We start from the raw sequence: 24447 nt of genomic DNA on the forward strand, positions 1-24447 counted from the left end.
CAGCAGGTGAAAGAGAGACTTGATGCTTTAACACCAGAAGTAATCTTCTCGATTGTAGGGCGACGGTCTATTTTAGATGCCTTATCTGTAGCTGAACTTTAGAGAATTGGTATTATTTCGAGCAAAAGCCTGCAATGGATTTGTGATTTCCCCGGCTCACCTACCGTGGTTAAACTTCTGTGAGCGATCGCACCAATGATAAATCCAACTCATTTAACAGTCGCTCTTTCCACTGTTGTAGATGGGTATCCGTGCGTTTGCGAGGACGGGGCAGATCTAAAACAAACTCTCGATGAATTCGTCCTGGATTGCTTCGCATCACAATAATGCGATCGCTTAACACCAGAGCTTCCTCGATGTCATGGGTAACGAGTAACATCGTCGGACGGTCATATTCCCAAATGTGCAGCAGATGATCTTGCAATTTAGTGCGGGTAAAGGCATCGAGCGCACTAAACGGCTCATCTAATAGAAGGATTGAAGGTTGTGTAATCAGGGCACGGGCGATCGCCACTCGCTGAGCCATGCCACCTGAAAGTTGGCGCGGCAGCGCATTCGCAAAGTCAGCTAATCCTACTTTTGCCAGCGTTGTGGCGATCGCTGCTTCACTATCTGCTGTTCGCTCCAACCCAAACCGGACATTATCCTTCACAGTCAACCAAGGCATCAACCGGGGTTCCTGAAAAATCATGCCCACTTCAGGATGGGGAGTGACGAGCAGTTCGTTGTCAATCCACACATCACCCTCACTGGGAAAATCTAGTCCTGATATGATTCGCAGCAGCGTACTTTTGCCGCAGCCACTTGTTCCCACCAGACTGACAATTTCCCCAGGATGGACTTCTAAATTGACTGCATCTAGCGCCAAAAAACCGTTGTCAAATTGCTTGTAGACGTTTTCGACTCGCAACATGCCTGGTTCTTCCCCGGATTTACATCACAACCTTTTTCTGTTTAATTCTTTTGGGCTTGCAAGCTGTAGGAATCTTGCCAACTCACTAACCGCTTACCGATCGCCACCAATCCCGTATCTGTCAGCTTACCCATGATGGCAAACAGGAGAATGCTGGCAATGATAATGTCTGGGCGACCCGTTGTTTGACCATCAATTAGGAGAAAGCCCAACCCTCGACTGGCTCCCATAATTTCAGCCGCCACCACAAACATCCAGCCCAAGCCTAAGCCATTTCGCAATCCCACGATGTAGGAAGGTAATGTTGCAGGCAAAAAGACGCGCCAGATTAACTGAGCTTGACTGAAGCGATAGACACGCCCCACCTCCACTAGTTTGCGATCGACCTGCTGAATGCCCGCCATCAGCGTCAGATAAACCGGAAAAAACACACCAACGGCGATCAGGGCAATTTTGGATGTTTCAGCAATTCCCAACCACAGGATAAACAAGGGCACCCAGGCTAGCGAAGGGATGTTTCTCAACGCTTGGAACAACGGATCGAGCAGTTGATGTGCGATACGCGAGTATCCAGTCAAGGCTCCTAGAATTGTGGCGAGAACTCCACCAATGAAAAACCCTAGAAAAACTCGGTAGAGCGTAATTCCAATGTGAATCAACAGTTCACCACTGAGGGTGAGTGTCCATAGGGTGAGGGCGATCGTCGAGGGAGCAGGCAACAAGTTGGGAGGAAACACACCTATCCGAGACAACAGTTCCCAAACAACCAGTAACCCAACGGGCAGAATGAAACCCAGCGTCCAATGTCCTCTTAAACCGGGTTGCCGCCAACAGGCACGAGATCGCGATCGGTAAGCAGGCGCAAGCGTTGCAGAATTGAGGCGTTTGGGAGGCGACGAATCATTCATGAGCGTGAGTGCTGCGGGTGATGGGCAATTTTCTGGTGACTGATAACTCTTTGGTGACTAGCAACCTTTTCAACAAACTGTGGATCGACTAGCTCATCAGCAACTTGATTAACATTAATTGAGCCAGGAATGACACCACTGCTCTTGAGCACATCTCCTGCTGCAACAATCGTGTCTTTATGCACCTGACCAATCACCGCATTGGATAAATCCGTTCGTTCTAATTGCTTAGTTGCAACTGCATCGCTGAGTTTCGCTTCCTTCTGCAAAATTGCTTTTAACTCATCTGGATTTTCCAAAGACCACTGCCTTGCCCGTTCATACACTGCCAGCACCCGTTCTACATAACCGGGGTATTGCTGAGCAAACGCTTCTCTCACATTTAAAAACCCATAAGTATTTAAGTTAGGATCGCGGAAAAATAAGCGAGAACCCTTTTCTAACTCAGTTTGCGCCATGTGGGGATCTAGCCCTGCCCAGGCATCAACATCTCCTCGCTCCAGCGCAGTTTTGCCGTCTGCGTGCTGAAGTTGGACGACCTCAATATCCTGTTCTGATAAACCGACTTGATCCAGTGCTCGTAGTAAGAAAATGTGAGGATCAGTTCCTCGGGTCACCGCAACTTTCCGTCCCTGAAGGTCTTTAACCGTTTTGATATCAGAATCAGCCGTTGTTACGAGGGCAGTCCACTCCGGCTTTGAGTAAATGTAAACCGACTTAATCGGGTTGCCATTCGCTTTACCCAGTAAGGCGGCAGCCCCCGCTGTAGAGCCAAAATCAATACTGCGGCTGTTGAGCAATTCTAGGGCTTTGTTGCTGCCCAAACTCTGAACCCACTCAACGCTGATGTTATCTTGAGCCAACTCTTCTTCTAGCCAGCCATTCTTCTTTAGTACCAGGCTAACTGGATTGTAGTAAGCAAAATCGAGCTTGATCGCGCCCGGATTGTCTCCAGCGGGAGCACTGCAACTGCTCGTCACCAAAATTAGGCTGAACACTAGCGAGAACAAGAACGCAAAGCCAGGAAACTGTCTTGGAGCCATCGCTCTAAAGCCTCTCACCCAACGGGGTATCAGTGTGCATCTGCTGTTAGCAATCATGTGATACTTCCTCAAAAATAAAACCGATTCAGGGAACAGTCCTTACAAAAAACGCAAAGCTTGAGGTGAAAAGGCTCAGCCGCTTCACAGAGAGTTAAAATGAGTAGAATTCAAAATTACTGTATCTCTACCGAGTTACCGTAAATTCTTGGAGAATCATTGCATACTTTTGTAGATGCAGGCAAGATGGAGGCAAAATTTTGCTTATAAGGTTGAGTAATCTGTTGCGTTGATCGGTAGCGGCGTGACAACCTTGACGGGAATTGCCGAATGTATGGCATTGTTGGAACTGATAGGCTTATCTCTAGTCCTAATTCCTCTCCAACTTCTGGTTCTAACGTTTCATGGCACTAGACTACACACAGTCTGATAGCACCTCGACTGAAGTGTCCGGCTCTTATCTGGGCATCGATTTTGGCACTTCAGGCGCACGGGCGATCGCCATCAACACCCACCAACAAATCCAAGCTCAAACCAGTTTCCGATTTGAAGATGATCAGGATTTGGCAACGATCTGGCAAACGGCACTGTTCACCCTACTTGAACAGCTTCCTGTAGAAATTCGTCAACAGTTAAAGGCGATCGCCATCAATGGCACCTCTTCCACGGTGCTAATTTGTGATGCTCAGGGTATTCTGCTCGATCAGCCAATTCTCTACAACGATCCGCGTGGAATGGCGGTGATGGATCAGGTGAAGGCGATCGCCCCACCTAACCACACCGTGATTAGCGCCACTTCCAGCCTTGCCAAACTGCTATGGTGGTCTACTTGTACAGAGGTGCCGTGTGTTTCTTCTGAAGCCTATTTTCTACATCAAGCCGATTGGCTTACATTTCTGTTGCACGGTCACCTGGGTATCAGTGACTATCACAATGCCCTGAAATTAGGATATAACGTAGGTGAGTTACGTTATCCCGACTGGATGCAAGAGTTACCTGTCTCTTTTAAGCTGCCGCAGGTTGTTGCTCCGGGGACACCGATTGAAGTGGTAAAAAGGGAAATTGTCACGCAATTCCATTTGCCTGCCGGCTGTTTGGTGTGTGCGGGAACGACCGATAGCATTGCTGCCTTTCTTGCTAGTGGAGTTCAGTTTCCAGGTGAGGCCGTCACGTCTCTCGGCTCCACTCTGGTGCTAAAGCTGCTCAGCGAAACCCGTGTGGACGATGCTCGATATGGCATTTACAGCCATCGTCTGGGGGATTTGTGGTTAGTCGGTGGCGCATCCAACACAGGCGGAGCCGTACTAAAACAGTTCTTCACCGATGCAGAACTGAAGCATTTAAGTGAGCAAATTCAACCCGCACAAGCCAGCCCGCTCGACTATTACCCGCTGCTCACACCTGGCGAACGCTTTCCGATTAACGATCCCCAGCTTCAGCCTCGGCTAGACCCTCGACCCGATCGCCCCGTAGAATTTCTGCACGGTCTGCTAGAAGGCATTGCTCGAATTGAGGCGAGAGGCTATCGGCTGCTGCAAGAATTAGGCGCAACTCCGCTATCTCAAGTCTACACAGCGGGCGGTGGTGCAAAAAATCCGATTTGGGCTGAGATGCGATCGCGCCACTTACAGGTACCTGTCCTTCCCTCTGCCCAAACTGAAGCAGCCTACGGAACTGCACTATTAGCAAGCAGGCAAACGCCATACCTGGACAGGTGAAATATTAAAAATCTCCAAATTCCTTGAGAATTTGGAGATCCAGGAACTCAGCGATAAGTGATATGTATCTTTAGCTTTGTGGTTCGGCTACTGCTTTTGCTTTAGGCTGCCAGCGCTTAAGTTGAGCGATCGCCACTGCCGTAACTAAGGTGCCAGCAGCGATCGCCACCACATACAGTCCACCTTGAGTCACCGCATTGGGAATCGCCAGTACAAAGATGCCGCCATGAGGAGCGCGGAGGGTGCAGCCAAACAGCATCGAGAGTGCCCCGGTAACGGCTGACCCAGCAATGCAGGCAGGCAACACTCGAACCGGATCTTTTGCCGCAAATGGAATTGCCCCTTCCGTGATAAACGCAATGCCCAGTACCGTTGCAACCTTGCCTGCATCCTTTTCCTCGTCAGTGAACTGACGTTTCGCCAGTAAAGTTCCCAGTGCTAGCCCCAAAGGAGGAGTCATGCCTGCCGCCATCACTGCTGCCATGGGCTCAAACACACTGCTCGCTAACAAACCGACTGCAAAGGTATAAGCGGCTTTGTTGACTGGACCGCCCATGTCTACTGCCATCATGCCGCCCAAAATTAAACCGAGAATGACTGCATTGGTTTGACCCATGTTTTGTAGAAAAGCTGTGAGTCCATCCAAAATTGCTTTGACGGGCGCTCCAAAGACATAAACTAGCAGTAACCCGACCGCTAAAGTGGAGAGTAGAGGAATCACCAGAACAGGTTTGAGTCCTTCCAGATTAGCTGGCAAGTTGATCTTATCGCGCACAAGTAAAGCAATATATCCTGCTAGAAAGCCAGATAAGATACCACCTAAAAACCCCATTCCGAGATTAGCCGCTAGCATACCGCCAATTAGTCCTGGGGCTAAACCGGGGCGATCGGCAATGGAAAAGGCAATAAAGCCAGAGAGAACTGGAACAATCAATGCAAAGGCAGACTCACCGCCAATTTGCAGTAAAGCAGCGCCAAAACTTCCTTCTTCCGGCTCCAGCCCAAACACAAACGACAAAGCAATGATCAAACCACCTGCCACAATTACAGGCAGCATGTAAGATACGCCTGTTAACAAGTGACGATAAGGACCCGATCGCTTCGCACTTCGGTCTGCTTTTGCCTGCTGAACTGACTGTAGATAATCTCTACCATTTCCGCTCGTAGCTTGGACTTCGGGTTCTGGCAAAGTCAGAGCATCATTGATAACTCCTTTACCTGCCTTCAAAGCCTGCTTTGTCGAGGTTTCATAGACCCGCTTCCCCTTAAACCGGGTCAGATCCACATAAGTATCTGCCGCAATCACCACTGCATCCGCCTGTGCGATATCTTCTGGTGTGAGTTGATTTTTTGCCCCAACGGAACCCTGTGTTTCTACCTTAATCTCATGTCCCAACTCTACCGCTGCTTTGCGTAAAGCCTCAGCCGCCATAAAGGTATGAGCAATTCCAGTTGGGCAAGAGGTAATACCTACTAAATGTTTTAAACCATTAGAAGGTGATGTTGAGGCAACCGAAGTAGCAGCAGATGAAACGGTTGCTGCAACCGGAGGAGCAGGCACATCCACTTCTGATTCCTGCTGGCTTTCTGACTCGTGCTGTGCTTCTGAAACTGCCTCTTCAATCACTGCTTTGGTACTGCGAATGGTGCGACTGGTGGAAGTTGCATAAATAGGTTTTCCGACAAAGCGAGACGGATCGACGTGAATATCAGCTCCAATAATGACTAAATCCGCATCGGCGATATCACCTGCCGACAACGGTGTTTTAACTCCTTCAGATCCTTGGGTTTCAACTTTGATGTCATAACCCATCACTTCGGCGGTTTTTCGCAGCGCTTCGGCTGCCATAAAGGTGTGAGCAATTCCGGTTGGACAGGCGGTGACAGCCGCAATTCTTTTGATTGTTTTCATGATTATTAGAAGTTGTTAAATGATGAAACCCACAGAACCTGCACATCAACCTTACTCATGTAAGATTCAACCATGTCGGGTGGAGGTAGCCGTGGTCCAATCTGGCTAAGTGCGCCAATAGAGAAAGCAGTTGCAAGTCGAGCACAGTCTGCTAAAGTGAGTCCGCGCAGCTTACCAGTGATAAAGCCAGACACCATTGCATCGCCAGCACCAACGGTGCTGACCACTTCAATTTGAGGTGGTCGGGCGACCACGATCGCCTCTTGTTCTGCAAAGATGGCTCCTTGGGCTCCCATTGAGACGACAACAGAGTGAATTCCTTTCTCCAAGAGGGTTTGGGCAGACTGGGCAATTGCCCCTTCCCCCTCCAACGGGTGACCGACCAATTCCTGCAACTCATCAATATTGGGTTTAATCGCGTAAGGAGCAAAGGGAATTGCCTGTCGCAAACTCTCGCCACTGGCATCTAATACAACGGTTTTGTTTTGTGCTTTTAGCTCAGATACCAGTTTTCCGTAGATATCGCTGGATAGCCCAGCGGGAACGCTGCCCGATAGCACAAACCAGTCGTGGTCTTGGGTTAGAGTGGCGATCGCCTGACGCAGCTTAGCAATATCACTTTCTGTCGGTGGCTGTCCCGGAAAGTTAATATCAGTGACTTGTTTTTGAGCAGCATCAATGATTTTGATATTGACGCGAGTTTTTCCAGGAATGGTGACAAATTGGTTTTGGATACCTTTTTGGGTAAAGAAATGATCGAATAGCTCCGCATTTTCCTTCCCCAAAAAGCCAGAAACGCTGACCGAAAAGCCAAAATCGGTGAGAAATGAGGCTACATTTACCCCTTTGCCGCCGGGGTCTGCCTGCTCCCATTCCACCCGATTCACTTCACCTGCCCTGAAATGAGAAATGGAAGCCGTCTGGTCAACGGCCGGATTAAGAGTAATGGTGGCAATGTTGGAATGCATAGGAGATGCACAAGGTAATTACACTAAATTGCGGACTTCCTGGGCGTTGCGGCAGTTCAGCGCCCGTTTTGCTAAGTCCTGGGTTTGAGAAAGGGAAAGGCTGCGAAGTTTGGCTTTGACAGCCGCCACACTGGGGATGCTGATGCTCAGTTCCGCTACGCCCAACCCTGCCAGGATTGCCGCTCCTTTGGGGTCGCCTGCCATGCCGCCGCAGACTCCCACCCATTTACCTGCCGCCGTTGCCGCCTGTACGGTTTGGTGAATCATTCGCAGCACGGCTGGATGCAGTCCATCTGCCTGTTTTGCTAAGACAGGATGACCGCGATCCATCGCCAAAACGTATTGCGTCAGATCATTAGTACCGATGGAGAAGAAATCAACTTCTTGAGCAAACTCATTTGCCATTAATACTGCCGAAGGCACTTCGATCATCATGCCGATGTCTACCGGCGGTGCGCCGATCGCCAACCGCAGTTCTTCAGCAATTTGTTTTGCTGCCTGAAGTTCCTCTAACGTCGCGATCATCGGAAACATAATCTTGACCGAACCGGTTTGAGCAGCCCGATAGATCGCCCGCAGTTGAGGACGAAACAAGTCGGGACGCTGTAAACACAGCCGAATTCCACGCACACCCAAAAACGGATTTTCTTCAGATGGCAGGTTCAGATAAGGCACAGACTTGTCACCGCCAATGTCCAAAGTGCGAATGATCAGCGGTAAACCATTTAATGCCTCAGCCATCTGAGTGTAAGCAGCAAACTGTTCCTCCTCTGACGGTGGCTCTGAACGATTCAAAAACAGGAACTCAGTCCGAAGTAGTCCAACACCCTCTGCACCCGCATTTACCGCCTGTTCTGCTTCAACAGCCGCACCAATATTTGCCACCACTTCCAGCCGATGCCCATCGGTCATGATGGCAGGCTGGAATCGGGCAAGCTGCTCTTTTTCACGCAACGTCTGTAAGTCTTGCTGGGCGGCTCTGGCAGTCCCCAGGTCAGCTTCAGACGGACGGGGATAGAGGTTGCCACTTTCGCCATCTAGAATGCAGCGAGTGCCATCAGTTAAGTCAAGGACGGCTGGACCTGCACCAACGATCGCCGGAATATCGAGCGATCGCGCAATAATTGCACTATGCGAAGTCGGTCCACCATAAGCCGTACAGAAACCCAAAATAAGAGTTGGATCAAGTCCTGCTGTATCTGATGGAGTCAGGTCTTCCGCAATCAAAATCACCGGAGCAGAAGGCAACACAGGCTCATCTTCAACCGTATCGGCAAGCAGCCGTAGCACTCGACGACCCACATCACGCAAATCGGCTGCTCGACCTGCTAGCAACGGATCTTTAAGCTGTTCTAACGCACTCGCCCGCTGCTCATAAACCTGTTGCCATGCCCAGGCTGCACTGCGCTGGTCTTGGAGATGATTGACTGCATCCGCTAAGAGTTCGGGATCACCCAAAAACTCCTGATGCGCCAAAAAGATAGCCGCTTTACCCGCACCCGACCGCGCTTTTACCTCTTCATACAGGTCTTGCAGTTGAGCTTTGCCAGTTTCAACGGCTTGCCGCAGTCGAGTTTCTTCTGCCGCTGGATCTTTTGCCGTGTGTTCAAACACGATCTTGCCGCGCTTGAACTGGAACAAGGGGGCGATCGCCAACCCCGGTGAAGCTGCAATCCCAGGAACCGCAGGCGACTCAAAGGTTAAAGCTCGTCCTAAAGTAACGGTTGAGGTTTCCTCCGCTTCCTCTCCCAAACCTGCCTCAATCTCTCGCCTGAGGGACGCCAGTGCTGCATCTTCATCCTTCCCCTGTGCCATTAGGCGAACAGTTTGCCCCCCTTCCACACCCAGCTTCAGCAGCGACACCAAACTTTTGGCATTAGCAGTTTGGCTACCATAGCGAAGCTGAATTTCCGATTCAAACTCCTTCGCCACATTCACCAGAACGGTAGCTGGACGGGCATGAAGTCCTGTTTTGCCAAGAATGGTTACATCTACCGCTTTGGTAAATTCGTTCTTCGCAAGCTCCGTCTCGGTAGCATTTGCCCCGTTGCCATTAGAAGTTTGATTGGTCAAGCAAGCAATGATGTCATCGGGATTCGTCGTTTTGGATAACCGTTGAATTGTTGGCTCATCATCCAAAACATGAGTCAGGTTAGAGAGAATTTCCAGGTGTTCGTCAGATTTTGCCGCAATCCCTACCACGAGATAGACCTGCTCCCCCGGATTCCACTCCACCCCAGCCGGAATTTGCACGACCGAAATGCCCGTTTCTAAAATCAAATCTCGATCTTTGGGCAGCCCATGCGGAATCGCAATCCCGTTTCCCAAATAGGTATGAGCAACCTTCTCTCGTTCCATCATCGAGCTGATGTATCCCGGCTGCATATTGCCATTCTCAATCAGCAGCTTCCCTGCCTGAGAAATTGCATCTGCTTTATTAACAGCTTCCGCCTTTATCTTGATACTTTTTTGGCTCAGGTTAATCATGTCTTTTCAAAAGTCAGATATTAACGATTCAAGCAAAGCAAGCTTTTAATGGAATGAGAAAAACCCTTCATTTCTTCTACCTTTAGGAAGAGGATGTAAAGGAAGGTCTGTTGCTTACAACAAGCTTACAAAATTAGATTATTGATACATACATTACTAAACATGGCCGTAGAAATGTATTGATAAATTCATTTCTTAATCTTAAATTAGAAAATATCCTGGATTAGGCGATATCCCTTCATAAATCAAAACAAAACTTTAAGCGCCTTAATACCTGTTTTATAACTCGTGGTAGTGAAGTTAGCGCCATTCTAAGTGGATTGTAGAAGGATCAGGCTGTGCGAGACATACCCCTCCACAACCCATTTAGGATTGCTATGTAAAGTTGATTAAACAGAAAAAGGCAACCTCATCATTTGTTGAGCTACGCTAGTATTAACCCAACCCACAAAAACTACTTAATTTCCTTCTCTACACCTTGCAAAAGCTGGATAAAAAGAAGTTTTTATCGGCAAGAATTTTACTTTTGGCTAACAAACCTGATTAACAAAATAGCTGCTTCTCTACTGAACTCTGTGGAGTAAACAACATGATTACAACCAGAAAACTAGATATTTCTCCCTTGAATCAAGAGCTAAAAGAACAGGAATTTGTGCTTTGGTTTGAGCAGGTTGGCATTAGTGATGTACCCCTGGTAGGCGGCAAAAATGCATCTCTGGGAGAGATGATCCAGCAACTCACGCCCAAGGGAGTGAACGTTCCAACGGGCTTTGCCACAAAGGCTCATGCCTTCCGTTATTTCATGGAGAAAGCAGGGCTAAAAGCTCGACTTCAGCGTTTATTGGCTGACCTGGATGTAGAAAACATCAACAACTTACGGGAACGAGGACGACAAGCCCGCACGTTAATTTTAGACACACCCTTTCCATCGGAGCTAGAGGAGGCGATCGTAGATGCCTACGTGCAGCTTTCAGCGCGATATGACGTTGATATCGAAATGTGTGAAGCATTGAATGGAGCAGAGCGACAGGCTTGCCTCAGTCGCTACAGTGGCGTTGATGTAGCTGTCCGCTCCAGTGCTACTGCTGAAGATTTGCCGGATGCAAGCTTTGCCGGACAGCAAGACACTTATCTCAACATCAATGGCATTAATGGCGTTTTAGAAGCCTGCCATATGTGTTTTGCCTCTCTGTTTACCGATCGCGCTATTTCTTATCGCACAATTAAAAACTTTGACCATTTTGAGGTTGCTTTATCCGTTGGCGTGCAAAAAATGGTGCGCTCTGACCTGGCATCGGCAGGTGTAATGTTTTCAATCGATACGGAAAGTGGCTTTAAAAATGCGGCACTTGTCACGGCTGCCTATGGATTAGGTGAAAACGTGGTGCAGGGAGTGGTTAACCCAGATGAATACATTGTGTTCAAACCCACATTGAAACAAGGTTTTCGCCCAATTCTAGAAAAGCGTCTGGGTAGTAAAGAAATCAAAATGGTTTATGACATTGGTGGCAGCAGACCCACCACAAACCTGCCCGTGCCTAAAGTCGATCAGGGAAAATATGCTCTGGAAGATGATGAAATTCTGAAGTTGGCAGAATGGGCTTGCATCATTGAAGACCATTACTCTAACGTGCGAGATGCCTACAGCCCAATGGATGTGGAATGGGCAAAAGATGGCACAACAGGTGAACTGTTTGTCGTGCAGGCTCGTCCCGAAACGGTGCACTCCCAGAAGGGAAGCAATGTTTTAAAGACCTATAAACTCACGGCAAAACAAAAAGCAGAACCGTTGCTCAGAGGTCGTGCAGTCGGTGAAATGATTGGTCAGGGTAAGGTACGAACCATTATTGATATCCGTAAGCTAGATGAGTTTCAGGAAGGAGAAGTGCTGGTAACGACGCGTACTGATCCTGACTGGGAGCCAATTATGAAACGGGCCAGTGCGGTCATCACGAATCAGGGCGGACGCACCTGTCATGCTGCAATTATTGCACGGGAATTAGGAATTCCAGCCATTGTAGGCTGTGACAACGCCACTGAAATTCTCCGAGATGAGCAGGAAGTTACCGTTTCCTGTGCCGATGGGGAGGAAGGGCACGTCTACGACGGCATCCTGCCGTTCGAGATTGAAGAACTCCAGTTAAATGACTTGCCGCGCACCCGTACCAAGGTGTTGATGAATGTAGGCAATCCTCATGAAGCGTTTCGGCTATCACTAATTCCGAATGATGGGGTAGGGTTAGCCCGAACAGAGTTCATTATTGCCAATCACATTAAAGTGCATCCATTGGCACTGCTGCATTTCAACCAGCTTAAGGATAAAGCCGCTAAGTGGGAGATTAGTCAGCTCACCACTCAGTATGAGGAGATGTCAGACTACTTTGTAGACAAACTAGCATCTGGAATTGGTATGTTAGCGGCAGCATTTTATCCCAATCCAGTCGTGGTGAGAATGTCAGATCTGAAGAGTAATGAGTACGCCAACCTGATTGGGGGGCGGGACTTTGAGCCAAAAGAAGAAAACCCAATGATGGGCTGGCGTGGAGCATCACGTTACTACGACCCGAAGTACCAGGCTGCTTACGGACTGGAGTGCAAAGCCTTTAAGCGTGTACGGGATGAAATGGGGTTGACGAATGTGATTCCAATGATTCCGTTCTGCCGCACTCCAGCAGAGGGGCGTAAAGTTTTGGACGAGATGGCTAAGCACGGACTGGTGCAGGGGGAGAATGGCTTGCAGGTATACGTGATGTGTGAATTGCCTAGCAATGTTGAGCTAGCCGATCGCTTTAGTGAAGTGTTTGACGGTTTCTCGATCGGTTCCAATGACCTGACCCAACTCACGTTAGGACTTGATCGCGACTCAGCCCTCGTGTCTCACTTGTTTGACGAGCGCGATGAAGCGGTGAAACGCAAGCTAGAGCGAGTAATTGCGACGGCAAAACGGTTTAATCGCAAGATTGGCATCTGCGGACAGGCACCTAGTGACTATCCTGAGTTTGCTCAATTCCTGGTGGAGCAGGGGATTGATTCGATCAGTTTGAATCCGGATTCGGTGTTAAAGACATTGTTGGCGATCGCCAAAACCGAAGCATCAATGTCCCAAAGTCAACCCACTTAGCCCTACAGTCTTGGAGCGAGTTAACTCACAAAACTCGTTCCAAAACTCCGACTTGGTAGGCAGAGTTAAGAACTCTGCCTTATTTTGCGTCTCATGCTGATGGAGCACTTTATTCTTAGAATAATAGAGTCGAGAGTGTTGTCTATCAGAGGAACCTGGTAAAGAAATCTTCTGTCTTTGAATCTTGACATTTAGCTTAAGATTTCTCATTCTATTCCAGAGACTTGTCTCACACTACTCCTTTAAACTTTCGATTGTAGTTAGCAAGGGTCGTAACAGCGTGTTTCTGAATCGTTCTCTGTGGGGTTGCTTGGGCTCAGCAATTCTTCTTCTATCCATTCAGCCTTACTCTGCGGCTCAAACTGTAGCTCCTGAGTCAGCAACTTATCAGGCTGCAACTCCTTCTACGACGACGCTAGAGCCACAAATTGTAGTACCGGAGCTGTTGCCACCAGACCCCGTCTTTCCAGAAGCTCAAGAAGTGCGACTGGTGTTGAAGTTAGGGGAGCGTCGGGTTTATGTCTATCAAGATGATGAGTTAAAAACGACCTATCCGGTGGCGATCGGTAGAGCGGGATGGGAAACTCCAACAGGCAGTTTTGAGGTTTTGCACATGTTACAAGACCCAGGATGGACAAATCCGCTCACTGGGGAAACCATGCCACCTGGACCTGAAAATCCACTTGGGGAAAGGTGGATTGCCTTTTGGACAGATGGCAATAACTATATTGGTTTTCATGGCACCCCCAATCGCGAAAGTGTAGGGCGTGCAGCTTCGCATGGCTGTATTCGAATGTACAACGAAGATGTTCGTGAGCTATACGAAATTGTCACTCCTGGAACAGCAGTCATTGTGGAACCGTAGATATAACCACACTGTAAGAGTTATGATCAAAAATAAGGGGAGGGTGAACCCTCCCCTTATTTTTTAGTACGATCTAATCGAACTAGTTCTTTACCGGTTCTTACCAGTTCTTACCAAAGTGCCCGAGGATTAGAATCTGGGGTTGGCGTTGGGCTAGGAGTCGGGGTCACCCTAGGTGTGGGAGTTGGACTTGGAGTCGGAGTCACCCTAGGTGTGGGAGTTGGACTTGGAGTCGGAGTCACCCCAGGTGTGGGAGTTGGAGTCACTCCGGGCGTGGGAGTCGGAGTCACCCTAGGTGTGGGAGTTGGGGTCACTCCAGGTGTGGGAGTTGGACTTGGAGTCGGAGTCACTCCGGGTGTGGGAGTCGGAGTCGGAGTTGGAGTCGCCCCAGGTGTGGGAGTCGGAGTCGGTAACGTTGGCGAAGGGGTGGGCGTTGGAGGGGGAGAGTCTTGAGCTTGAGCTAGCTTTAGAGATGTAACGGTTAGGCTAGCAGCAGACAACAAGGTTACCGCAAAAAATAAAAACTTCAGCAAATTGGACGACCGCTTATCCATGTGTTTTCTCCTCACGGTGTATCGGTGGTTTGGTTGTGCAATTCCCTAAATGAGGGAGCCGTTCTAGCTGCCAACCTCTTTTTCCCCAGGTTTTGTGGGTAGAGAAGTAAAAGCAAAGCTAACACTCCCGTCAAATGGGTAAAAGGTTCATTCTGGAGAACCCGGCAGCCTCAAAGGGGATCGGTCGCAGGACAGGTTGTCGCCCGCCAAGTCACCATTCTCCCAAATTCCCGTCTTTTGAGATCCATCTACGGATATAAATGTTCCTTGCCCATTACATTTGTTGGCTTGAAATTCGCCAATGTAGCGATCGCCATTTTCCAGCGTCCAAATTCCCTGTCCCTGGAACTGATCGTCTCGAAACTGACCTACATAGTTGCGACCATTTTCGAAAGTAAATGTTCCACAACCGTTCCGTTTCCCGTCCCGAAACTCGCCATCGTAGCGATCGCCATTGGGATACATCATGCTGCCTCTACCATCCAGAGGGGCAGTATTTGAAAAGCTGCCATAAAAGCGAGTGCCATCTTCATACTCATGGTCGGGCGCTCTATCAGAAAGGGACGGTAGCGGTGGCTCATTGCAGACTAGTGGCGGAAGTTCAGTTACCGTGCGAGTGCGAGGAAAACTAGCGATCGCAGCAATCACCGCCAACCCAACTCCAACTCCTACCAAAATCTCCCAGGGAATCGAACGCGATCGCTTTGGAGTAGCAACTGGTTGCAGAGCAGCTACTTCTGTCGGTTTTTCAGGAGGTGACTCAACCGGAGCAGGTTTAGATTCAACTCCGGGAACTTGGGGAGATATCCAGACTGGTGGAACTTGTTTATGTTTGGGAGGAGACGGTGTTGGGGACGGCTGGATGGGTGAGCGATCGCTCTCTGCCTGAAGCATCGCAGCCAGCTCTCCTGGTTTAAATTCACCCTCTAGCGGACAGCGTTTCTGCTGCCGATCAAGGTAGACATATCGACCTTCAACTTTATGCAGTTTGGTTGCCCTGCTAATCCGCCAATTTTCTAGACAAGCACCCGTCAACTGAGCTGCCGTCAAATCAGTAGCTTCTAACTGGGCAGAAGTCAGATCAGCCCCATTCAAATTCGCTTCACTCAAGTTCGCGCTACTGAGATTGGCCCCGCTTAAATTTGCTTCACTCAAGTTCGCGCCACTTGCATAAGCTCCATCCAGCTCCGCGCCGCTCAGATTTGCCCGCTTAAGATTAGCCCCAATCAGACAAACCCGACTGAAGTTTACATGGTTTAAGTCAAATCCACTCAGATCAGCCTCAAAAAGATAAGCTCTACTCAAATCTGGCTTAACTTCGGGATTTTCGCCTCTCCAACGGTTCCAGGCTTCTACTCCTTGCTGAATCAGGGAGAGGTAATCATTGTCTGTCATGGAGAGTCCCCTTGCACAGCTAAGATAAAAAGCTAAAAAATTTCCCAGATTACGCTGATCCTACATAGAGGAAAAGCTGCATCGGTGACAAATTTTACTGCTTTATTTCCCACTCTTACTGACTTTAATGCCACTGATTACCCGTCTCCGACAAAAATCTACTCTACATCCTCAGATTATAAGAATGGGATTGCAACTGTGTTGCAATGTCATATATAGAATATAGAAATTTCAAAAAGTTCGTGAGTTCGTGAGAAATACATTCTACGAACTTCTAAAGCCCACTTAATAACGTTTCTTTGAAAAGAGGCTACAGATGGAAGGGCACCCTGCAGGGCGGGGTGCCCTTCCATCTGTAACCCTAATTTTTGGAATCGGTATTACCCTACAACGGATTAAGATTAGACCGTCGCACGAATTACTTTTGAAGCGTGAATGGTATAGCCCAGCACAGCCACGCTACCATTCATGCAGAAGCTTTATAAATTAGTCAGTTAGGAATTTTCCACAGGTCTAGGCTGGTCAATATATAGTTCGTGGACAAGCTGCATATCCCAGAAAGATGCTTCAATCTTATGTCCATCTGGGTCGCGGACAAAACAGCCATAATAGGGTTCTCCATAATCAGGTCTGCTTCCTGGTGCCCCCTCGTCCATACCACCCGCTGCTAGAGCCGCCTCATAAAATGCGTGGACAGAGTCTTTAGTAGGCGCAATAAAACCAAAGTGGGTTCCATTCCCAACTGTTGCAGGGTTACCGTCGATCGGAGTTTGTACCCAAAATTCTGGATACTGCTTGCCGTAAGCGACTGCACCTGGATGCTCCATAATCCGCTTGCAGCCTAGTGTGGGCAATACCTGGTCATAGAAGGCGATCGCCCGTTCAAAATCGTTTGTGCCAATCGAGATGTGTGAAAGAATACTGGGACTATCTTCCATTACCTTATCCTCCATCTGCTGTGCTTTGAAGACGAAAAGGCACACCAAAAATCAAGCACAAAAGTGATGTGCTAACGCCATTCGAGGACTTAACTAAGAGTTCATAACCAACCCAAAAACAATATCAGTACATCTATACTACGTCAAGAGCTATGCCTGTAAACACAAAACTAGGGGCAGCGACTTGAACAGATCGACTGAAAAGACACAGCCTTACCGCTTCAAGTTTCTACCCCTAAGTTACGAATGCTTCGCTTCTCAGCGTTATGCCGAAAATTCTGAGCCAGTTCTAATAGACGGGCTAGTGCAACAACAAATAAGCCGTTAGTCCGGCATGAGCTTCAAGCCCACCTATCATAGATGCTGCACTGTCAGCCCGAATTCTACTAGCCCTCTACAGTGATCTTGCCACCCATTCCTGCGCCTCGGTGAGGAGCACAGTAATAGCTGTAATCACCAGCAGGCATGTCGGATGAGAAAGTAACCTCAAACGATTCGCCAGGAGCAAACATCAGCTGTTGATGTGAAAGTTTGGTTGCCAAATCCTTACTGTTAGTGGGGATGGCTTTGTCATCAAAAACGACGTTATGGGGAGGGAGTTTATTATTGACCCACTTAACGGTATCGCCACTTTGAACAGTCAAAGTAGACGGCTCAAACTTCAGCATGCCGTTGTCAGCGCCCATCTTGATGGTGTGAGTTGCCGCCGATGCGGGAGAAACTACTAGTAGGAAGGTGCTAACAACCAATGCAATTGTGCAGAGGGCTAGACTTAAACTCCTTGAAACTAGAGCAATCAATTTCATGGTTACCTCTAGAGGTTTAAATTTAACTTGTTGTGAAACTTACAAATGTAGAAAATCTTAGAGGCCGAACCTCGTCAATTCTTCTCATGAAGGGTAAGCCATAAATGAACTTACTCCATAAGTTTCACAATTATCAAATCAGATCTTAGCCCGAATGTTTACCTTCTAAAGCTTTCCAAAGGTCAATATTGGGTAAATCCAAGTTTTTGTGGGACAAATTTGCGGCTCTGCGCTAAAAAGAGGCGCTTCCCCACCCCGGAGCTTTCTGGGCTGCCCTCAAAATAAAAGCTGCCAGGTTCTCAACTTCTGACTGGGATACCCAACTCTCAGGCATCTGACGGCAGAAGAAGGATTCCTCTGTCCCGTCGTAGGTCATCGGTTGTCTGAGAAAAGTGACTAAGCTGTTGATGTTGTCACGCGGAGGCATGGCTCCTCGCAGGGCTTCAATTGACAGAGAAACGAGTGGATCTGGCAAAGTTGTCCCACCCACATGGCAGTTTTTGCAGTTTTCCTCAAACAGGCGCTTGCCTTGAGAGAGGTTTTCAGCAGAAAACAGTTTGGTCTGCCCTTCGTCCAGGTCAAGAGCGATTGGCTCAGAAACCTTCAGATATCTTACGACATAGGGGTCTAGAGTAGCTGCCTGTGTAGGTAGGCTCCAAGTAATCAGACCAACACTCACGATGAGCAGAATTAGCAGGTAGCGAACTGTAGAAAGCAACATGGCACAGGAATGACCGCTTACGCTTGCAGGTTTTACCGTAATTGCCTTGGAACATTCTTAAAAGAGAGGGGCAGACGTAGAGGCTGCCCCAAGGAAAAACAAGTTTTTCTAATGGTCGGACAGAGAGCTGGCAGAAATTTAGTAGTAAATTTTGCCGCCGCCCCACTTTTCACCTACAACTTTGGGTTGTAGAAGGATGTGACCTGAAATGGCAACGAGGTCGTCTTCAGTCAGGTTTCTCATCTTAGGGAAAATGTCTGTGCTTTGAGTGCTGGGGTGCAGTTCGGCAATAGACTCTAACCCGTCATAGGTCGTAGGATCGTGCAAATAATTGACCAGAGATTCCAGGTTATCTCGAGGTGGCGATGCCAGCGCTAAAGCTTCTGGATCTAGACCCACATTGGGGTCAGTTTTGGTAACGCCGCCTACGTGACACTGACCGCAGGCATAGTTAAACAGGCGCTTGCCCTCAGAAACCTGCTCCAGGCTGAGGACAGTCGTTTCTCCTGCTTCGTTTAGTTTGACGGTGCGGGTGGCTTGGTCGAGTTCAGCAGCGATCGCCCTTCCTGTAAACAATTGAAAAGCGAAAAATACAGTGACCACAACAAGCCAAATGTATCTCTTAAGCATGGTTCTCCTTAAACACGTCGCTCAGGTATTAGCAACTCAACACAGCAAGGCTCAATCTCAAGATTGAATCTTTTGGCAAAAATCTGCTGAACAGGCAAGCTGATTCCTAATGATCAGGATAAAGTTCACAATTAGAACTCAGACTTTTCTCTCCAGCAACTTTAAGTATGATTACTCTTGACATCCTCTAAAACCATTCAGGCTACAAGTTCCTGAATAGGCAGGATTGAGCTGTCCTAATTCAATATCATGCCACCGATCGGGCGCTTTCCCAAGCCAGATTAGAATTGGAGACATTGCTTAATCTCAAAAAGCGCCAATGTCATGAAAGTGCGCCTGTTCCCAGAAGAAATCAGGAGACACTCGCCCCTCGATAACGCCAATGCCCTCATCCTCAAGCGCCTGTTGTTGCTGTGGCATGTGTTTTGTGATCAGTCCACCGTCTGGGGCAACGATGCGATGAATGGGGAGGCGATCGCCCGCCTTCTTCAAGAAGATCGGAATTGTGCGGTAATAGCTGCGAGCTAATCCCAGTGCCATCAGCAAGTGAGCTGTGCTAACGACTTTACCGGACTGAATTCTCGTCACGAACTCTGTAAACCTGCCTTTGGCATTTTCTGGCAGGGGGGAAAATTGGTATGGACTAATCTGCACCTGCTCCCCTGCCTTGATCAAGCCATCCCTAACGACCATCCCCAGTAGCCCGCGTTTGCCTTTTATTCGGGTGGCAAGTCCAGGCTTAAGTTGATTTAACTGAGAACAGGGGTCACAGGGAAACGTAATCCGGATTAAAGCAGACTGACCCACCTGTAAAACCTGCCCCGAAGCTAAGGACTCGATTGGTGCATCAATCAGCAAATTTTCTCGCAAATCTCCAGGGTTCAAATCAAATTCAGCAAGGGTAGGAGTATCTACAAGCAAAATCTGACGGGGGTTGCCGGCGATCGCATAAACATCCCCTTCCACACCCACGCCACGCTTAAGCAGCAACTCTTCACGTTCAGTAGTTGCTGCTCCTTTATGCTGCTTTGCAAAAAGCTTTACTGCTTTCACAGGCTCCTCATAACCTAATTTGGGACTGCAATAGCATAAGGGCTTTTCTGAAAGCTTGGAGTACGTATTTGCACTGAATCATCCACAGAAGGCTTAAAATCAGAATTGATCCAAATTTGTTTTACCTTCGAACCGACTGCACCAAGGTGTAAAGATGACCCTAAGCCCCGGCGATCCTGCTCCTGAATTTAGCCTGCCTGATGGGGAAGGCAACAGCGTTAGTCTTTCAGATTTTCGTGGGAAACGAGTGGTGCTTTACTTCTACCCCCGCGACAACACACCTGGCTGCACCAAAGAAGCCTGTGCTTTTCGGGATGCCTACCCGGACTATCAGTCCAACGATGTAGTCGTGCTGGGGATCAGCACCGATGATGCCAAAGCGCATACTAAGTTCACAACTAAATACAACTTGCCGTTTCCGCTGTTGTCAGATGCATCTGGGCAAGTTGCCACAACCTACGATAGCTATGGGCTAAAGAAGTTCATGGGTAAGGAATACATGGGCATTAGTCGGAATACGTTTATCATTGGGCCGGACGGCAAAATTGAAAAGATCTACCGCAAAGTCAAGCCAGAAGCTCATGCGGCTGAAATTTTGGCAGATCTAGCTAACGTGTCAGGGTGAATACTTTACCTGTTCCATCTTTACTCTCTATGGCGTAGCACTTTTAGTAGCACCATCACTTATGCTTCGGCTGTGGCAAATCATCCAAACCGCTCTGGGCATTATTTTTCGTCACCCGATTACGGGCACTAGCATCATTCCTGTGATGCCCGACGGACAAATTGTATTAATTCGACGACGAGATAATGGCTGTTGGGGGCTACCAGGCGGCATTGTCGATTGGGGAGAAGACATTCCCACGGCAGTGAAGCGAGAACTCGCTGAAGAAACCGGGCTGGAGTTGGTCAAAATTCGCCGTCTGGTCGGCGTTTACTCTGCACCTGATCGCGATCCTCGATTTCACTCCATTTGTGTGGTAGTCGAGGCGGAAGTAACAGGCAAAATGTCAATCAAAGATAAGCTAGAAATTCTTGACGTAAGAGCGTTTCAGCCATCAAGCCTTCCTCAAGGTAAGCTCTCCCACGATCATGACCAGCAATTGCAAGACTATTTCAGCGGCGTGACTACCCTAGCCTGATCAGATTGTGTCAGCATCTCAAGATCAACAGCATTTTCTGAAATGACATAGGTTGACTGTTAGAATCACTAACTGGCGGCTCTAACTGGCTATTCCTGACCTGGCTATTACCCGTCTAGCTGTTACCTTGTAGTTTAGGATGACCTTACCAATCCGCAACTCCCGTATTCGACTGTCTCAAGGGCAACTGTTTTGGCGCGAAGTGGGTCAAGGGACGGTATTGGTCTTTCTACACGGCTCTTGGAATGACAGCAGCCAGTGGTTGCCGTTGGTGGAACGTTTGAGCCAAACTTACCATTGCCTAGTGCCTGATTTGCTGGGGTTTGGAGAATCAGAGCGCCCTGAGCTGCATTACTCCGTTGAGCTACAGGTGGAATGTCTGGCGGAGTACCTGGAATCGTTGAAATTACGTCAGGTTTACCTGGTTGGGCATTCTCTGGGCGGGTGGATTGCATCCAGCTACGCGCTGCGCTTTCCAGACCAGGTGAAAGGGTTAATATTGCTAGCGCCAGAGGGAGTACAGCTAGAAGGGAAGGGCGATCGCTGGCATTGGTCACGCTGGCTCACTGGACGACCGCCACTGGCTTATCGGTTCTTACAACTCCTGTTGCCCTTTGCCAAAGTGTTTGGTTGGCGAGAATGGGTCGAGCGATCGCTCCAGCTTCGCCAAAAACTGATGCGATCGCCTGTTGCCTGCAAACTCTTGTTTAACCGTCGCGCGTCTGAAATTCGGGCAGAACTATTACCCGAAGACCAAATTTCCTGGCTAAAACTGCCTATCCTGATTTTGCAAGGAGAGCAAGATGACGCAGCAGCAATTCGCAGTCATCGAGTCTTTGCCCAAGCTCCTCAGGCAGAGCTAAAAGTAATCTCTAGCTTCGATCCAGACCTATTGCAGACTGAAGCTAAGGCAATCGCCACCGAAATCCGTAAGTTTGTAGAAACTGCCTGAAGCACGCTAAATTGCCGATCAAATCATAAATTCTGTAACGTTCATAGTGACGATTTCAGTCGTAGCAGGCTAAAGCTTGAACTATAAAGTTGAAACTATAAAGTTTGTGCAACTTTCAAGCTAGTCAATTCGCCCATCTCGTCATTATGAGTGTCTTTGATCGTTCCAACCCAACATCTGTAACATCTCAGTTGAAATTAAACCGAATAATCGCTGCCGGACTGAATCGTCGCTGGTCGTGGAAACACCGTCTGGGCATCAGTGCTTTGCTGGGAGCGATCGCCTTCATCCTGGTTTTGATCACTCCTGCCCAAGCCATCGAAGTCCAGATTCAGCCTGACAGTCCGCAATTGGGCGATACCATCGCAGTCATCGTGCAAACCAGTTCAGCTGATGTCGAAGCCCCGACTGTCACCATAAATCAGACGACCTACCCAACCTTCGCGATCGGTAGCAATCGATTTCGCGCCCTGTTGCCCACCACCCCACTCGATGCACCAGGACGTTATGAAATTCGGGTGAATGGCGAAGGCGACCAGCGCAATTTGGCAGTTTGGTTGCGCGATCGCTCCTTTCCTACCCAGCGCATCACCCTGCGTGGCGGTGGTGTAGATGGCACCGATTACGAATTTGATCGAGTCGCTGAATTTAAGCAACTGGTCACTCCCGAAAAGTTTTGGACGACTCCCTTCATTCGCCCTAATGCGGGTGAAATTACCTCTGGGTATGGAATTCGACGTTACTACAACGGTGTATTTGCCCAAGACTACTACCATCGCGGCGTAGATTACGGCGGTGGTACCGGTTCCGCAGCAATGGCTCCTGCCGCTGGGAGAATTGCCCTTGTGGGGCGCGAATCTGACGGCTTTCAGCTACACGGCAATACTATTGGGATCGATCATGGACAGGGCGTTGCTAGCATTTTTCTGCACCTAAGCCGGATCGACGTACAAGAAGGCGACTTTGTACAACCTGGACAGGTGGTTGGAGCTGTCGGGGCAACAGGTGCAGTCACCGGACCGCATCTACACTGGGGTCTCTACGTTCATGGGTTGGCTGTTGATCCAGCGCCTTGGCGATACGACGGCTTTGAGTAATTTCACAGCAGGTCGGAAATAAGATTAGCTTAAGTCGGACTGATTTCGTGCGATTTCCAAATTCTGGGGCAAACTAAACTCAAGAAGATTGATTGTAAGTTTGTCACCCAAGTGGCGCGGTGGAGCGTAAAAAACTTTATGAGTATCGAAAAAATTGTTGACCAAGCTCTACAGGATGGTTATTTGACCCCTGCCATGGAAGCAGAAGTTGGGCGCATCTGCGACACCGCCTCTGAGCTGTCGATTGAAGAATACATGGCGTTGGATCGATTGATGGGAGCTTTGCTGACCGGCGAAGTGGTTGCAGTTCCCCGCAAGCAGTTCATTAACGTAATGGAAGAGTTGGTACTGACGGAAGCGATCGCCCGCGTCGCCGAAATTGAAGCCACGAGTGATGTCACCCTCGACCTGGGTGATATCGCCGCCTACGCGCTCAACCGCCTGCCGCCGCTCTATGCCACCACTGAAGAGGGTGCTGACTACCAACGAGGACGGGCAAAAGACGAACTTCAAACGCTGATTGCTCAGCAGGTGAGTGAGGCGATCGCCCGCAACCTAGATAAACCAGAATTCTTCCCAGAACGGCAAGTATTGGGCAAAAATGCAGGTGACGAAGTGCTTACTCAGGTTAGTGCTTTGCTGCAAACCTATGCTCCCAAGTTTGAAGCTGGATCAAAGCCCAGTGGCGATCGGGGCATTGCTTAGAATTTCGACTAAGAGCTTTGAACTGAATAGCTCTAAACTTTAAGCGGAAGTGCAGCAGAATAGCTACACTTCCGCTTAAAGTTTGCGATCGAATCCTCAAAGTCTAGCTTTAGGTAGTCAATGGTTTTCGCGGTCGAGTATTAGGGGTTTGTCTGCTTGAATTAGTATGAGGGTGGGGGGGATAGGGCTAAAGCTTCGGTTTTTAAGCCTCTTCAGGCTATACCCTGCCTATTCTAACTAATTATTTTTGAATCAAGTTCTTTAATTCTTCATCAGATCTCTACTGAAAAGCTAGACTCAGTACAGGTTTAATTATCTAATCTAGTAATAGCTAGTTCCCCAAGGATTAAATCTTGAGATTATAGATTTGCCAAGGCTTCTAGTAATAAATAGATGACGCACTGAGATGAGGCAATGCGATCGCAGCCTCCAGCCCCAACTCCTCTTTCTAGCCCCTTAAACTTGAAATCAGAATTAAGTGCAAATCCTGGTTTCATAGGAACTAAAACACCACTTACTTTG

At 48.6% G+C, this 24447-nt stretch carries 22 protein-coding genes; 9 read left to right on the top strand and 13 right to left on the bottom strand.

The window, feature by feature from the left end:
- Positions 1-169: 169 nt before the first annotated feature.
- The 3 genes from H6G00_RS02240 to H6G00_RS02250 are packed head-to-tail and all read right to left on the bottom strand — an operon-like array spanning position 170 to position 2864.
- Positions 170-913 (bottom strand): ABC transporter ATP-binding protein, encoded by a 744-nt coding sequence (locus H6G00_RS02240; RefSeq protein WP_190795471.1) that lies wholly within the window; start codon positions 911-913, stop codon positions 170-172.
- A gap of 41 nt (positions 914-954) precedes the next feature.
- Positions 955-1821: an ABC transporter permease gene (locus tag H6G00_RS02245; protein ID WP_190795472.1), complete on the bottom strand. Its 867-nt coding sequence runs from the start codon at positions 1819-1821 to the stop codon at positions 955-957.
- Positions 1818-2864 (bottom strand): aliphatic sulfonate ABC transporter substrate-binding protein, encoded by a 1047-nt coding sequence (locus tag H6G00_RS02250; RefSeq protein WP_190795473.1) that lies wholly within the window; start codon positions 2862-2864, stop codon positions 1818-1820. The genes H6G00_RS02245 and H6G00_RS02250 overlap by 4 nt, the downstream gene beginning before the upstream one ends.
- Positions 2865-3265: 401 nt before the next feature.
- On the opposite strand from H6G00_RS02250, the gene H6G00_RS02255 reads away from it, so the two are divergent.
- The gene (locus tag H6G00_RS02255; RefSeq protein ID WP_190795474.1) at positions 3266-4579 is read left to right on the top strand and encodes an FGGY-family carbohydrate kinase; all 1314 of its coding nucleotides are present in this window, start codon (positions 3266-3268) and stop codon (positions 4577-4579) included.
- Positions 4580-4649: 70 nt separating this feature from the next.
- Here the strand turns inward: H6G00_RS02255 and H6G00_RS02260 are convergent, their stop codons facing one another.
- The 3 genes from H6G00_RS02260 to ptsP are packed head-to-tail and all read right to left on the bottom strand — an operon-like array spanning position 4650 to position 9946.
- Positions 4650-6482, bottom strand: a complete 1833-nt coding sequence (locus tag H6G00_RS02260) for a PTS fructose-like transporter subunit IIB (RefSeq protein WP_190795521.1) — start codon at positions 6480-6482, stop codon at positions 4650-4652.
- 14 nt (positions 6483-6496) lie between these two features.
- Positions 6497-7459, bottom strand: a complete 963-nt coding sequence (gene pfkB / locus H6G00_RS02265) for a 1-phosphofructokinase (protein ID WP_190795475.1) — start codon at positions 7457-7459, stop codon at positions 6497-6499.
- An 18-nt stretch (positions 7460-7477) separates the two neighbouring features.
- The gene (gene ptsP, locus H6G00_RS02270; protein WP_190795476.1) at positions 7478-9946 is read right to left on the bottom strand and encodes a phosphoenolpyruvate--protein phosphotransferase; all 2469 of its coding nucleotides are present in this window, start codon (positions 9944-9946) and stop codon (positions 7478-7480) included.
- 589 nt (positions 9947-10535) lie between these two features.
- Here ptsP and ppsA point away from each other — a divergent pair.
- From ppsA to H6G00_RS02285, 3 genes are all read left to right on the top strand, one after another.
- Entirely contained in the window at positions 10536-13067 is a 2532-nt protein-coding gene (gene ppsA / locus H6G00_RS02275) for a phosphoenolpyruvate synthase (protein WP_190795477.1), read from the top strand.
- 280 nt (positions 13068-13347) lie between these two features.
- A complete protein-coding gene (locus H6G00_RS02280; RefSeq protein WP_347278136.1) occupies positions 13348-13932 on the top strand; it encodes a L,D-transpeptidase in 585 nt (194 codons plus the stop codon).
- A gap of 177 nt (positions 13933-14109) precedes the next feature.
- Positions 14110-14385, top strand: a complete 276-nt coding sequence (locus H6G00_RS02285) for a hypothetical protein (protein WP_190795478.1) — start codon at positions 14110-14112, stop codon at positions 14383-14385.
- Between the two features lie 248 nt (positions 14386-14633).
- Here the strand turns inward: H6G00_RS02285 and H6G00_RS02290 are convergent, their stop codons facing one another.
- The 6 genes from H6G00_RS02290 to H6G00_RS02315 form a co-directional block, all read right to left on the bottom strand.
- Entirely contained in the window at positions 14634-15881 is a 1248-nt protein-coding gene (locus tag H6G00_RS02290; protein WP_190795479.1) for a pentapeptide repeat-containing protein, read from the bottom strand.
- A 494-nt stretch (positions 15882-16375) separates the two neighbouring features.
- Complete coding sequence (locus H6G00_RS02295) at positions 16376-16819, bottom strand: VOC family protein (RefSeq protein ID WP_190795480.1); 444 nt, start codon at positions 16817-16819, stop codon at positions 16376-16378.
- A gap of 386 nt (positions 16820-17205) precedes the next feature.
- A complete protein-coding gene (gene petE / locus H6G00_RS02300) occupies positions 17206-17625 on the bottom strand; it encodes a plastocyanin (RefSeq protein ID WP_190642386.1) in 420 nt (139 codons plus the stop codon).
- A 232-nt stretch (positions 17626-17857) separates the two neighbouring features.
- A complete protein-coding gene (psbV2, locus tag H6G00_RS02305; protein ID WP_190795481.1) occupies positions 17858-18346 on the bottom strand; it encodes a photosystem II cytochrome PsbV2 in 489 nt (162 codons plus the stop codon).
- Positions 18347-18484: 138 nt separating this feature from the next.
- Positions 18485-18976 (bottom strand): photosystem II cytochrome c-550, encoded by a 492-nt coding sequence (gene psbV / locus H6G00_RS02310; RefSeq protein WP_190795482.1) that lies wholly within the window; start codon positions 18974-18976, stop codon positions 18485-18487.
- A gap of 306 nt (positions 18977-19282) precedes the next feature.
- The gene (locus H6G00_RS02315; RefSeq protein WP_190795483.1) at positions 19283-20029 is read right to left on the bottom strand and encodes an MOSC domain-containing protein; all 747 of its coding nucleotides are present in this window, start codon (positions 20027-20029) and stop codon (positions 19283-19285) included.
- A 154-nt stretch (positions 20030-20183) separates the two neighbouring features.
- Between H6G00_RS02315 and bcp the strand changes: the two genes are divergently transcribed.
- From bcp to H6G00_RS02340, 5 genes are all read left to right on the top strand, one after another.
- Positions 20184-20654: a thioredoxin-dependent thiol peroxidase gene (gene bcp / locus H6G00_RS02320; RefSeq protein ID WP_190795484.1), complete on the top strand. Its 471-nt coding sequence runs from the start codon at positions 20184-20186 to the stop codon at positions 20652-20654.
- A gap of 61 nt (positions 20655-20715) precedes the next feature.
- Positions 20716-21171: an NUDIX hydrolase gene (locus H6G00_RS02325; protein WP_190642391.1), complete on the top strand. Its 456-nt coding sequence runs from the start codon at positions 20716-20718 to the stop codon at positions 21169-21171.
- A 139-nt stretch (positions 21172-21310) separates the two neighbouring features.
- Complete coding sequence (locus tag H6G00_RS02330) at positions 21311-22123, top strand: alpha/beta hydrolase (RefSeq protein ID WP_190795485.1); 813 nt, start codon at positions 21311-21313, stop codon at positions 22121-22123.
- Positions 22124-22269: 146 nt separating this feature from the next.
- On the top strand, positions 22270-23220 hold the full coding sequence (locus H6G00_RS02335; protein WP_190795486.1) for a M23 family metallopeptidase: 951 nt from the start codon (positions 22270-22272) through the stop codon (positions 23218-23220).
- A gap of 138 nt (positions 23221-23358) precedes the next feature.
- Entirely contained in the window at positions 23359-23925 is a 567-nt protein-coding gene (locus tag H6G00_RS02340; RefSeq protein WP_190642394.1) for a late competence development ComFB family protein, read from the top strand.
- A gap of 359 nt (positions 23926-24284) precedes the next feature.
- Here H6G00_RS02340 and H6G00_RS02345 read toward each other — a convergent pair whose 3' ends face one another.
- Positions 24285-24422, bottom strand: a complete 138-nt coding sequence (locus tag H6G00_RS02345) for a hypothetical protein (protein WP_190689668.1) — start codon at positions 24420-24422, stop codon at positions 24285-24287.
- Positions 24423-24447: the final 25 nt, after the last annotated feature.

The organism is Leptolyngbya sp. FACHB-541 (genome assembly GCF_014695875.1).
In the GTDB taxonomy this organism is placed as follows: Bacteria; Cyanobacteriota; Cyanobacteriia; order Elainellales; family Elainellaceae; genus JAAUTN01.